Source organism: Rhizobium sp. AN80A (assembly GCF_030053015.1).
GTDB classification, from domain to species: Bacteria; Pseudomonadota; Alphaproteobacteria; order Rhizobiales; family Rhizobiaceae; genus Rhizobium; species Rhizobium metallidurans.
Genome location: NZ_JASJPX010000003.1, coordinates 1,643,717 through 1,655,622 on the forward strand (window position 1 = coordinate 1,643,717; position 11,906 = coordinate 1,655,622).

12 protein-coding genes and 1 pseudogene are annotated in these 11,906 nt (G+C 64.7%); 6 read left to right on the forward strand and 7 right to left on the reverse strand.

Annotated features, from left to right (window positions below; translation table 11 throughout):
- Window positions 1–225: 225 nt before the first annotated feature.
- From P3R82_RS19755 to P3R82_RS19770, 4 genes and pseudogenes are all read right to left on the reverse strand, one after another.
- Entirely contained in the window at window positions 226–603 is a 378-nt protein-coding gene (locus P3R82_RS19755; RefSeq protein ID WP_283196384.1) for a Na+/H+ antiporter subunit C, read from the reverse strand.
- Window positions 603–1,021, reverse strand: a pseudogene (locus tag P3R82_RS19760) (Na(+)/H(+) antiporter subunit B). The gene P3R82_RS19755 and the pseudogene P3R82_RS19760 overlap by 1 nt, the downstream one beginning before the upstream one ends.
- A complete protein-coding gene (locus tag P3R82_RS19765) occupies window positions 1,018–3,396 on the reverse strand; it encodes a putative monovalent cation/H+ antiporter subunit A (RefSeq protein ID WP_283194996.1) in 2,379 nt (792 codons plus the stop codon). Before P3R82_RS19765 ends, P3R82_RS19760 begins: the two are co-directional and overlap by 4 nt.
- A 155-nt stretch (window positions 3,397–3,551) precedes the next feature.
- Complete coding sequence (locus P3R82_RS19770) at window positions 3,552–3,767, reverse strand: hypothetical protein (protein WP_283194997.1); 216 nt, start codon at window positions 3,765–3,767, stop codon at window positions 3,552–3,554.
- Window positions 3,768–3,956: 189 nt separating this feature from the next.
- Here P3R82_RS19770 and P3R82_RS19775 point away from each other — a divergent pair, with 189 nt between their 5' ends.
- Window positions 3,957–4,769 carry a class I SAM-dependent methyltransferase gene (locus P3R82_RS19775; protein ID WP_283194998.1) on the forward strand — a complete coding sequence of 271 codons (813 nt, stop codon included), beginning with the start codon at window positions 3,957–3,959 and terminating at the stop codon, window positions 4,767–4,769.
- A gap of 206 nt (window positions 4,770–4,975) precedes the next feature.
- A complete protein-coding gene (gene msrB / locus P3R82_RS19780; protein ID WP_183901127.1) occupies window positions 4,976–5,386 on the forward strand; it encodes a peptide-methionine (R)-S-oxide reductase MsrB in 411 nt (136 codons plus the stop codon).
- A gap of 67 nt (window positions 5,387–5,453) precedes the next feature.
- On the opposite strand, the gene P3R82_RS19785 is transcribed toward msrB, so the two are convergent.
- The gene (locus P3R82_RS19785) at window positions 5,454–5,960 is read right to left on the reverse strand and encodes a GNAT family N-acetyltransferase (protein ID WP_283194999.1); all 507 of its coding nucleotides are present in this window, start codon (window positions 5,958–5,960) and stop codon (window positions 5,454–5,456) included.
- A gap of 26 nt (window positions 5,961–5,986) precedes the next feature.
- On the opposite strand from P3R82_RS19785, the gene P3R82_RS19790 reads away from it, so the two are divergent.
- The gene (locus P3R82_RS19790; RefSeq protein ID WP_283195000.1) at window positions 5,987–6,553 is read left to right on the forward strand and encodes an XRE family transcriptional regulator; all 567 of its coding nucleotides are present in this window, start codon (window positions 5,987–5,989) and stop codon (window positions 6,551–6,553) included.
- Window positions 6,554–6,566: 13 nt separating this feature from the next.
- Here P3R82_RS19790 and P3R82_RS19795 read toward each other — a convergent pair whose 3' ends face one another.
- Both P3R82_RS19795 and P3R82_RS19800 read right to left on the reverse strand, forming a co-directional pair.
- Window positions 6,567–7,229 (reverse strand): hemolysin III family protein, encoded by a 663-nt coding sequence (locus tag P3R82_RS19795; RefSeq protein WP_283195001.1) that lies wholly within the window; start codon window positions 7,227–7,229, stop codon window positions 6,567–6,569.
- Between the two features lie 156 nt (window positions 7,230–7,385).
- Entirely contained in the window at window positions 7,386–7,805 is a 420-nt protein-coding gene (locus tag P3R82_RS19800) for a universal stress protein (protein ID WP_183901123.1), read from the reverse strand.
- 406 nt (window positions 7,806–8,211) lie between these two features.
- Here P3R82_RS19800 and P3R82_RS19805 point away from each other — a divergent pair, with 406 nt between their 5' ends.
- The 3 genes from P3R82_RS19805 (at window position 8,212) to P3R82_RS19815 (ending at window position 11,819) form a co-directional block, all read left to right on the forward strand.
- A complete protein-coding gene (locus P3R82_RS19805; protein ID WP_283195002.1) occupies window positions 8,212–9,075 on the forward strand; it encodes a VOC family protein in 864 nt (287 codons plus the stop codon).
- A gap of 280 nt (window positions 9,076–9,355) precedes the next feature.
- Window positions 9,356–10,522 (forward strand): AI-2E family transporter, encoded by a 1,167-nt coding sequence (locus P3R82_RS19810; protein WP_283195003.1) that lies wholly within the window; start codon window positions 9,356–9,358, stop codon window positions 10,520–10,522.
- Between the two features lie 7 nt (window positions 10,523–10,529).
- Window positions 10,530–11,819 (forward strand): FAD-dependent oxidoreductase, encoded by a 1,290-nt coding sequence (locus P3R82_RS19815; RefSeq protein WP_283195004.1) that lies wholly within the window; start codon window positions 10,530–10,532, stop codon window positions 11,817–11,819.
- The last annotated feature ends 87 nt before the right edge of the window (window positions 11,820–11,906 follow it).

Genomic DNA, 11,906 nt, shown 5'->3' on the forward strand with positions numbered 1-11,906 from the left:
GTGCTGAGGCTGAAGAGTGCGGTGCTGGCCGTAGGCGTGGTGCGGATGCACCCCCCTCTGTCCTGCCGGACATCTCCCCCACAAGGGGGGAGATCGACTCGTTGCGACGGCATCCCCAAACAATGAGCGTGGAGCGAGCGATTACGCCCAGCCAATCTCCCCCCTTGTGGGGGAGATGCCCGGCAGGGCAGAGGGGGGTAAGCCACGGCACAACACCAGCCATCATCAATACCCCACCGGCGGCAACGTCGGCTGGTCCGGCTCGGCCACCCGCATCTCGTCGGTGTTGTCGGTGCCGATGTCCTGATAGGCGCGGTAGGTCAGCACCAGCAGGAAAGCCAGCAGCGAAAAGGAGATGACGATCGCCGTCAGGATCAGCGCCTGCGGCAGCGGATTGGCCGCCCCCGCCGGCAGCGCGTCGAGGCCATCGGGGATGATCGGCGGCACCTCGCGGGTCAGGCGGCCCGCGGTGAAGAGCAGCAGGTTGACGGCGTTGCCGAGGATGGCGATGCCGAGCATGATGCGGATCGAGAATTTCGACAGCATCAGATAGACGGCGGCGGTGAAGAACAGGCCGACCAGGATGGCGAAGAGCGACTCCATCATTCGACCTCCCGCTCTTCCAGCGACAGCGCGATCGACGTGACCGCGCCGACCACGACGAGATAGACGCCGATGTCGAACAGCAGGACCGTCGACAGCGGCACCGTGACGCCTGCTATCTCGGGATAGATCCAGAGGCCGGTCATGAAAGGCACGGCGAAGACGATGGAGATCAGCCCGGCCACCGAGGCCATCAAAGGCCGGCACCCGCTATCGACAGCGGGTGGAAGACGATGGCGCGGCGCACGGCGCCGGTGCCCCTGATGATGCCGAAGATCGCCAGCGCGGACGCCGCGATCAGGCCGCCGATGAAGCCGCCGCCGGGTTCGTTATGGCCGCGCAACAGCACGAAGACGGAGAAGAGCAGCATCAGCGCGGTCAGCACAGGTGCGATGGTGCGTGATATCAACGTGTTCATGGGCGTTCCACTCCGAGGTCATCGGGCGCATCGGGATCGTTTTCGGCAAGCTTGCGCTCGGTTCCCGCCCTGATACGGATCAGCGCCAGGATGGCGAGGCCGGTCATGGCGACGACGGCGATCTCGCCGAGCGTGTCGGTGCCGCGGAAGTCGACGATGATGACGTTCACGACATTGGCGCCGTGGGCGATGGTTTTCGAATAGGTGTTGAAGAAATCGCTGAGCGTGGTGCTGAACGGCGCTTCGGTCGCCTTCATCAACAGCAGCGTCAGGCCGGCGCCGCACGATAGCGCCACGGCGCCGTCGAACACCATCTGTCTGATGGGGCGCGGGTCGGTGCGCGACAGGCGCAGCCTGGTCATCACCAGCGCCAGGATGACCACCGAAAGCGTCTCGACCATGAACTGGGTGAAGGCGAGATCGGGCGCGCCGAAGAGCAGGAAGATGAGGGCGACGGCAAAGCCCTGGATGCCGAGCGAGACGATCGCCGTCAGCCGGTCGCGGGCGATGACGACGGCGACAAGGCCGATCACGGCGAGCAGGAAGACGCCCCATTCATGGATCTGCACGCCGGCCGGCCAGGCGGGAAGCGACGGTCCCTCCCCGAACAGCCAGAGCGGCAGAACGAGGATGGCGGCGACCGCGAGGAAGGTGCAGGTGACGTAGATCTCCAGCCGGCCGGGCTGCAGGATGCGGGTGATGCGCACGGAGAACGAGACGAGGCCCGATATGGCGTTGTCGAAGCCCTGGTCCGGCCCCGGCCCCAATTTCCGCAACAACGCCGCCATCAGCGCGCGGGCGCGCTCGAGCCGCCAGTAGACGGCGATCCCAAGCGCGATGGTGAAGAGCGACAGGAGAAGCGCAAGCCCGATATCCGGCACCAGCGAGATCTTGATGGTGGTGGCCACTCCCCTGACGGACGAGGCCATGGGCGAGGAGATGAAGTCATGCGTCGTCGCCGAAAACAGGGCGGCCAGCAGGCCGAGCAGGGCCAGCGCGGCGGGACCGAGCCAGAGAAGCGGCGGGGCTTCATGCGGATGCCTGGGCGTTTCGACCGGCGTGCCGAGGAATGGCTTGAGAGCGACAGCGAAGGCAATGGCGAACATCAGCGAGTTGGCCGCGATCACCACGACCGCGAAGAGGATCGAACGCGGATCGCCATGGGCAAGGGCGGCGTAGATCTCCTCCTTGGCGAGGAAACCCATGAATGGCGGTAGGCCGCCCATCGAGAGTGCGGCGGCGAGCGCGATCACGAAGGTGAGCGGCATCGCCTTTCTCAACCCCGCGAGACGGGTGACGTCGCGGGTGCCGGTCTCGTGATCGATGATCCCCGAGACCATGAACAGGGCGCCCTTGAACAGCGCGTGGGCGACCAGATAGAGCACCGCCGCCTCGATGGCGTAATCGGCACCGAAGCCGGTGAGCAGCACCAGCAGGCCGAGCGAGGAGACCGTGGTGTAGGCGAGCTTCAGCTTCAGGTCGGTCTGGCGGATGGCGAGCAGCGCGCCGATCACAAGCGTGACGCCGCCGAAGAGCGGCAGGATGACCATCCAGGGCGCCGTGCCGCCCATGGCGGGGTTGAGGCGCATCAGCAGATAGACGCCGGCTTTGACCATGGTGGCCGAATGCAGATAGGCCGAAACCGGCGTCGGCGCTTCCATGGCGTTGGGCAGCCAGGCGTGGAACGGATATTGCGCCGACTTGGTGAAGGCGCCACCGAGAATGAGCAACAGGATCGGCATGTAATAGGGGTTGGCGCGCAAGAGATCGCCCGATTGCAGCAGCACCGACAGATCGGAGGCGCCTGTCGTGCTCCAGATCATCAGCAGGCCGGCCAGCAACAGCAATCCGCCGCCACCGGTGATGACGAGCGCCTGCAGGGCGGCGCGGCGCGAGGCCTCGCGGCGATGATCGAAGCCGATCAGCAGGAAGGAGGTGATCGACGTCAACTCCCAGAAGACGAAGAGCATCAGGAAATCGTCGGAGACGACGAGGCCGAGCATCGCGCCCATGAACAGGAAGATGAAGGAGAAGAAGCGGCCGAGATCGGGATGGCCCTTGAGATAACCGCCGGCATAAAGCACGACCAGCGCGCCGATCCCCGTGATCAGCAGCGCGAAGGTGGTGGACAGGCCGTCGAGCATCCAGGCGAATTCGAGACCGAGGCTCGGCACCCAGGCATAGCCGCCGCGCACGACCATGCCCGCCGCGATCTCTGGCAGCAGGCCCGCGAAGCGGGCAAAGGACAAAAGCGGCAAGAGCGCCAGCAGCCAGGCGGCATTGTGGCCGAATACACGGACGAGAAACGGCGCGAGGACGGCGCCGAGAAATGGCAGGCACAGTGCCGCAAACGTCAATGCCGCGCCATCGGCCATCCACTCTCCCTTACCCGTTGAAATCCGCGAATCCGAAACAAATCAGATATGCTAAGGGTTTAGAAGAAGAGCGCCGCCATCTCAAGCTTTGATCGGCCAAATGAGGGTTTGGACGCATCGCGCGCGGGGACGGATGGCGGCGCAAAGAGGATTGATCAGCGGGTGCGGCCGAGACGCGGCATCCGCCTCGGCGACAGCACCGCGTGCAGGAAAAACGCGGTCAGCATGAGCGGCCAGAGCGAACAGGCGGCAAGGCCGGCGCCTCGCGCCAGCGTCCAGCCGCCCCTGATGGCCCAGCCTTCGAGCGCGGTCATCAGCATGAACACGGTCGAGATCGCGCAATAGACGCTGACAACAATGGATTCAGTCATTTCAGCATCCCCCGATGCTTGCTTCGCATCCACTATAACCGGGATCCGCGGCGACATTAGCTGTCTCTTATGATGAGCCGGCGCTCATCCGAACGGGCGATGCGGAGAGAAAGACGCGCGGGACATGGCGTTTCGTGATAGCCTCATGACTTTAGCAAATGCCGATCACCATCAAGGGAGGATGAGGCGATGCTGGAAGCGGACAGGATCTTCGCCGGCTCCGTGCCGGAAAACTACGACCGCCACATGGTACCGCTGATTTTCGCGTCCTATGCCGCCGACCTCGCGCGGCGGGCCGCCGCCTTCAAGCCCAGGGCGGTGCTCGAGATCGCCGCCGGCACCGGCGCCGTCACCCGGGCGCTGGCGCCGTTGCTGCCGCCCGGCGCGACCTATATCGCGACCGATCTCAACCAGGCCATGCTCGACTACGCCCGCTCGCGGCAGCCGGCGGAGGACCGCGTCGTCTGGCGGCAGGCGGATGCCATGGCGCTGCCCTTCCAGGATGCGACCTTCGATCTCGCCTGCTGCCAGTTCGGGGCGATGTTCTTTCCGGATCGACCGGCGGCCTATCGCGAGGCACGGCGGGTGCTCAGGCCGAACGGCAGGCTTCTGTTCAGCGTCTGGGACCGGATCGAGGAAAACGTGTTCGCCGACGACGTGACAAAGGCGCTGGCCAGCGTGTTTCCCGACGACCCGCCGCGTTTCGCCGAACGCACGCCGCACGGCTATCACGACCGCGACCAGATCCGCGGCGACCTCGCGCGCGCCGGCTTCAAGGAGATCGACATCGACACGCGCGCCGAGATCAGCCGCGCGCCATCGGCCCGCGAGGTGGCCGTCGCCTACTGCCAGGGGACGCCTTTGCGCGGCGAGATCGAGGCGCGGGACCCCAACAGGCTCGAGGCAGCGACCAAGGCGGCGGAGGCGGCGCTGACAAGCAGGCACGGGAACGGCGAGATCGCCGCCAAGATCCAGGCGCATGTGATTCTGGCGTCGGGGTAGGAATCCCGGTTGCATTTCGGCTGTTCGAAAGGCCGGTCGCGGGGCGTCCGGCGCGGTCGATCGGGCCTTCCAGCTGTGCACAGCCCCTGCCCCACCCTTGATCGTTTGGCCGAACAGCACCACATTCCCGAGGAGATCAAAAACACTCCCCAAACCAGGGACGTGACAAGAAGGGCGTGACCACAAGGGCGCGAAAGGAGCATTCCATGGCCGATACGACGATCGCCAAGGTTCACAAGACGGATGCCGAGTGGAAGGAACAGCTGACCCCCGAGCAGTACCGCATCACCCGCCAGCAGGGCACCGAGCGTGCCTTTACCGGTCCCTACTGGGACTCGTTCGAAACGGGGCTCTACAGCTGCGTTTGCTGCGACGCGCCGCTGTTTCGCTCCGACACCAAGTTCGACGCCGGCTGCGGCTGGCCGAGCTATTTCGAGCCGGTCTCGCCAGAAGCGGTGACGGAATATCGCGACAGCAGCCACGGCATGGTGCGCACCGAAATCCGCTGCGGCAATTGCGACGCCCATCTCGGCCACGTCTTCCCCGACGGCCCGCCGCCGACAGGCCTGCGCTACTGCATCAACGGCCATTCGATGGTGTTCACGCCGGAGAAGTGAGCGGCGATCGGATTGATGACGCCCGCCGCGGGAGACCGTGGCGGGCGTTTTGCGTTTGTGGTGTGGCTCAGCCGGGCACCCGCAGTTCCATGAAGGTCAGGTCCAGCCAGCGGCCGAACTTGATGCCGACTTCATGGAAGGTGCCGCCGTTGCGGAAGCCGAGTTTTTCGTGGAGGGCGATGGAGGCCTGGTTGCCGGCCTCGATGCCGGCGATCATGACGTGGATGCCGTTTTCGCCGGCGCGCCCGATCAGCGCCGTCATCAATTGCTTGCCGATGCCGGCGCCCTGGTGGTCCTTTTCGACGTAGACCGAATGCTCGACCGTGTGACGGAAGCCTTCGAAGGCGCGCCAGTCGCCGTAGGAGGCGTAGCCGGCGATCTTGTCGTCCTTCTCGGCGACCAGAACCGGGAAGCCGCGGGCGCGGCGCATCGCGAACCATTCGCGGCGGTTGTCGAGATCGACCACGGTCTCGTTCCAGATCGCCGTCGTATGCTCCACCGCGTGGTTATAGATATCGCGGATCGCGGGGAGATCGGCCTCGGTGGCGTCGCGTATGAGGGTGACTTGCGTCATGATTATTCATCCACTATAAATTCACTATGTCCACTATATCAGACAATTTCGACCGCTGTCTAGGTGATCGCGTCCGCACCGAGCGGGAATTGCGGGGATGGTCGCTGAGCGACCTTTCAGACCACTCGGGCGTTTCGCGGGCGATGATCCACAAGGTCGAGCGCGGCGAAAGCAGCCCGACGGCCTCGCTTTTGGGCAAGCTCTGCGGCGCCTTCGGGCTGACGGTGTCATCGCTGATCGCGCGCGCCGAGGCGGGAAGCCGGCGGCTGAGCCGGCATGACGACCAGCCGTTGTGGACCGATCCCGAGACCGGCTATACGCGGCGCCACGTTTCGCCCGATGGCAGCCCTTTCGATATCGTCGCGGTCGAGCTGCCATCGGGTGCGCGCGTCGCCTACCCGGCCGCCTCCTTCGTGTTTCTTCGGCAATGCATCTGGGTTATCAGGGGGGCGCTGACCTTCGTCGAGGGCGAGACGGTTCACGCGCTTGAAAGCGGCGACTGCCTGTTGCTCGGGCCGGCGGTGGATTGCGAATTCCGCAACGACAGCGACGAGACCTGCCGCTATGTGGTGGTGCTGACGAAGACCGGGTAGAAACCTTTCGATCTCAGACCGGGCTCATGCTGAGAGAGGTGAGCACCGCAGTATAGTGGACGGCGGCGGCGACGACGACGAAGCCGTGCCAGATGGCGTTCTGGAAGCGCAGCTTTTCCCAGACGTGGAAGATCACCCCGAGCGAATATATGATGCCGCCGATGACGATCAGGAGCATCGAGGCATAGGGGATGCGTTCGGCCACCGGCCCGGCGACCATGACGCCGCTCCAGCCCATGGCGAGATAGAGCAGGATCGCCAGCCGGTCGTAGCGGCCGGGAAAGACGCATTTCAAGAACACGCCCATCAAGGCCACGGCCCAGATGCCGACAAGCATGCCCATAAGCAGCGGATTGTCGGCGCCGCGCTCGAGAAAGGGGGTATAGGTGGCGGCGATCAGGATGAAGATCGAGGAATGGTCGAGCCGGCGCAGGAACCACTTGGTGCGCGAGACCGGCCAGGCATTGTAGGAAAACGAAATGCCGAGGGTCAGCACCAGGCCTATGCTGTATATCCACGCGGCGGCGAGCTCGCCTTGCGAGGACCAGACAGTGGCGTAGAAGATGAGCACGGTGGCGCCCACCAGCGCGAGCGCAAGCCCGACCCCGTGGACGATGCCATCGGCGATCAGCTCGTATTTGTCATAAGCCCAGCGGATGCCGTTGAACTCGCCCATCAGGAAAACGCCCCTTGTTAGACCGGGATCGTGGCATCGAAACGCGTTGCGCGCAACACAAGCGCTGTGTGGGGCGGATAAATCTTCGTGAAGCCGGGTCGATACGGGAGGTCGCGGCGACCTACCGTATCCTCCCCTCCCTTTTGCAAATCGGCGTCACCCCTTGCGACGATCGACCAGCACCGAGCATTTGGCGTGGCGCACGACGCGGTCGGCGGTGGCACCGATGAAGTAGTTGCTGAAATCGGGCATGTGCGAGGACAGGATGATGAGGTCCGCCTTGTTGGCCTCGGCCGAAGCGATGATGCCGCTGGCCGGCCGGCCATGGCTGATCTCGATACGGGCGGGAATGCCGGTGGCGACGATCAGCCTCTGCAGCTTGTCCTCGGCGTCCCTGGCGGCGTTTTCGACAAGATCGACGGGAATATCGACGCCGAGATAGGTCGGCACGTCCTCGACGACATTGAGCAGGATAATCTCGCCATTGCTATCGAGCAGCGAGGCGGCCTTGCGGAAGGTCGCTTCCCCGTTGGCGAGCGCGCCGATTTCGACGGCGACGACGATCTTCCTGTACATGATGCAACTCCTCTATGACTGCATGCAACGGTGACAATATCCTCCCGAAAAACATATGGCGCTTTGATCAGGATCAAGCTCACGCTTTGATCGGGATCAAGTCGGCGCCTTGATCGGGATCAAGCTCACGCCTCGATCGGGATCAAGTCGGCGCCTTGATCGGGATCAAGTCGGCGGCTCGATAGGGATCAAGTCGGCGCGTGGAGGTCGTCAACGAATATCGAACGCTTCATCGTCAAAAACGGGGCTTCTGTGAACAATCGCGATGCGCCATATAGACCAAAGGTACAGTGGCCAGAGGACAGATCACGCGCATGAACCGGCGGACATTCCCTGGCATTGCCATGGGCAGCAATACACCGCCGGCGCCGGTACGCCCTCCATTACCCGGGCAGGAGACCCACAGATGACCACCGAACAGACTTCCTACGCGCTGACGCGCCCCGCCTATGTCGATCACTCGCATCTTGTTGTGACCGACCTGGCGACCGTTTCGGCCTTCTACCAGTCGATGCTCGGGCTTGATGTCATCGAGAAGACGGCGAGCGGCGAAGTGCTTGGCGTCGGCGAAACGCCGCTTCTGACGTTGACGACGGGCAAGGATGTCCGCGCCGCGCCGCGCAATGCCGCCGGCCTGTTCCACACCGCCTTCCTGATGCCATCACGCACCGAGCTGGCGCGCTGGCTGCGCCATGCCGCGCACAACAATGTCGCTCTCGACGGCGCGTCCGACCATCTGGTCAGCGAGGCGATCTACCTCTCCGACCCAGAGGGCAACGGCATCGAGATCTATTCGGACCGCTCGCCGATGCAATGGAAATTCCACCAGGACGGCCAGGTGGAGATGGCGACCCACCGGCTCGACCTGCAGGCGCTCTACGAGAGCGCGCCACAGGATAGCTGGACCGGCATGGCCGAGGGCACGGCGATCGGCCACATCCACCTGCAGGTCGGCAACATTCCCGAGGCCGATCAATTCTATCGCGACGTTCTCGGCCTGACGATCATGGCGCGCTATCCGGGCGCCAGCTTCTTCGCCACCGGCGGCTATCACCACCACGTCGCCGCCAACATCTGGAACAGCCGCGGCGCGGGTGCGCGCACCGAGGCGATGACCGGGCTTTCGGATTACGCGCTGCGCTTCAACGACCGGCAAGCGCTCGACAAGGCCGTGGCAAAGCTCGACGAACTCGAGATCAAGAGCGAAAAGCGCGATGGCGGCGTGTTCCTGCGCGATCCCTGGGGTATCGGGCTGACGCTGTCGGCGTGATTTTCTCTCCGCCAACGTCCTTCCGGCGCCCACCTTGCGGTGGGCGTTCTGCTTTCTGGGGATCATCGGAAAACGCCATCCAACGGCATCTGGCAGGGCCGCGACGGTGCTCCGATCGGGCACGAAACGCAGCGGCCCTGCCTCCCCGCCGTTGCGTGCTGAACAATGCGCCGGAGATGCGGCGAGAATTCGGCATTCCCACTTTGAAACGGAAGGAACCGGAACGAGTTTCGCCGCGTTCTAGCTGCGAAGCAAAAGGGCTTCCGGGGAACGACCATTCATGGGCATTGCCAACGGCATTCGCAAACAGGCGAGCAAGATCGCCATCGGAGAGCGTCGCGTCAGCTCGTGGGCGCAAAACATGACGGCGGCGGAAGAGGCTGCGGCGCAGGCGCCGGTGCGGCGCGTGGAGAAGGATGGCCTGGACATCACCATGGCCTGGGCGATCATCGGCATCTTCGTCATCCTCGGTCTTTCGGCCGTCTACATGATGTCGCTCATCCTGATCCCGCTGACGCTTGCCGTCGTGATCGGCATGATCCTCGGCATGCTGGCGGAGAAGCTGACGAAGCTCGGCGTTCCCCGCATCACCAACGCCGTGATCCTGTCGTCATCCGTGACGCTCGTCATCTTCCTGGTCGCCAATTCGCTGGCCGGGCCGCTGATGACGCTCGCCAACGAGGGGCCGGCCTTCGCCGAGAGGACGATGACCCGGCTGATGCCCTATCTCGAGCGCATCAAGTGGCTGCATATCACGCCGGAAACCTTCCAGAGCGGCCCGATGTCGGCCGACAAGCTGCTTGAGAATACCGGCAACATCCTGCGTCTCGTCACCGCCAACCTCACCCCCGCCCTGATACAGGCGCTGATCTTCTTCGCGGCATTGCTGCTCTTCCTCGTCGGCCGCGTCAGCCTGCGCAAGTCGATCATCATGGTGTTTCGCGAGCGCTCGCAGCGGCTCACCGCCATCCGCGTCATCAGCGGCGTCGAGCAGGTGCTCGGCTTCTACTTCGCCACCGCCTCGGTGATCTATGCCTGCCTCGGCGTCATCATGACCATCATCGCCTATGCCGGTGGGCTGTCGGCGCCGGTTCTGTGGGGGTTCTTCGCGTTTCTCTCGAGCTTCATCCCCTATCTCGGCATCACCCTGATGACCTTCGCGATCGCGGTGGCGGGCATTCTCACCCATGACGGGCTTCTGATCGGGCTTATCCCGGCGGCGGCCTTCTTCACCGTCCACCTCGTCATGGAAAACCTGATCTTCCCGGCGGTGATGGGACGGCGGCTGGAGATCAACGCCTTCGTGGTGTTCCTCGCCATCCTGTTCTGGACCTGGATGTGGGGCGCCGTCGGCGCTATGCTGGCGCTGCCGCTGTCGCTGATCGCCATGACCATCATCGACGAGCTGTTCATCGAAGAAAAGCAGCTGCCGCAACTGCCGAAGTGAGGCCGCCATGTCCGAGATCGAGCTGAAGAGCCTGAGCCAGGATCGATTGACCAGCGGCCTTTCGCCCTGGGGCCATGGCGCGGGACGGCCCATGTTCGCGCCGCTGACCGATCATTTGCAGGTCGACGCGCTCGTCATCGGCGGCGGCGTGACCGGCGCGCTGATGGGCCAGCATCTGGCCGAGCGCGGCCTGTCGGTCGTTATCGTCGATCGCGAGCACCCGGGGCTCGGAAGCACGGCCGCCAGCACCGCGATGCTGCAATGGGAGATCGACAGGACGCTGACGGAACTCGAGCAGTTCTACGGCTTCGAGCGCGCCGCCGGGATCTATCGCCGCAGTGCTGCCGCCGTGTCCGGCCTCGCCAAGCTGATCGCCGCGCACCGCATCGACTGCGCCTTCAGGCCGCGCCGTTCGCTCTATCTAACCCGCAACCATGAGGGCGCGCGCGATCTCGCCGCCGAGGCAGAACTGCGGCAGCGCGTCGGACTGCCGAGCCGTTATCTCGAACATTGCGATCTCTTCACCGAATTCGAGATCGACCGCGACGCCGGCATCCTGTCGCGCGGCTCGGCGGAGGCCGATCCGCTGCTTCTGACATGGGCGCTGCTGCGGCTGGCGGCCAGGGACGGCGCGCGGCTCATCGACGCCTCCGTGACGAGAGTGCACAGCGAGGGCGGCCGCGTGACGGCGGAGACGGATGGCGGCTTCGTGATCGAGGCGAAGACGGCGGTGCTGGCGACCGGCTACAGCCTGCCCGATATCGCGATGCCGAAACTGCACCGCACCACCTCCAGCTGGGCGATGGCGACCGTGCCGCAGGAGCCGGGAACGCTGTGGCGCGACCAGGCGCTGATCTGGGAGGACAGCCACCCCTATCTCTACATGCGCACGACGGATGACGGCCGCATCGTCGTCGGCGGCGAGGACGACCACACGGTCGATCCGGCCAGGCGCGACGCCAAGGCGCCGGAAAAGATCATGACCATCCGCGAAAAGATGAAGCTGATCTGGCCTCGCGCCGACACCCGCGTCGCCACCGCCTGGTGCGGCACCTTCGGCGAGACCGCGGACGGCCTGCCGCTGATCGGCCCGGTGCCATCGCTGCCGCATGTCTACGGCGCCTATGGCTACGGCGGCAACGGGATCACGTTTTCCTATCTCGCGACGCAGGTGATCGGCGCGATGATGTCGGGGACCTATCGCGAGTGGTTCGACGATTTCGCGATGGATCGCGATGGGCCGGGCGGCGGTTTGCGTCGAGATGAGGCGGCGCGGGTGGAGATGGCGGTGCGGTAGAGTGGGTTGGCGCTGGCTTAGCTTGTGCGCGTGGCCCCCTCATCCGCCTGCCGGCACCTTCTCCCCGGTGGGGAGAAGAGACTTGTG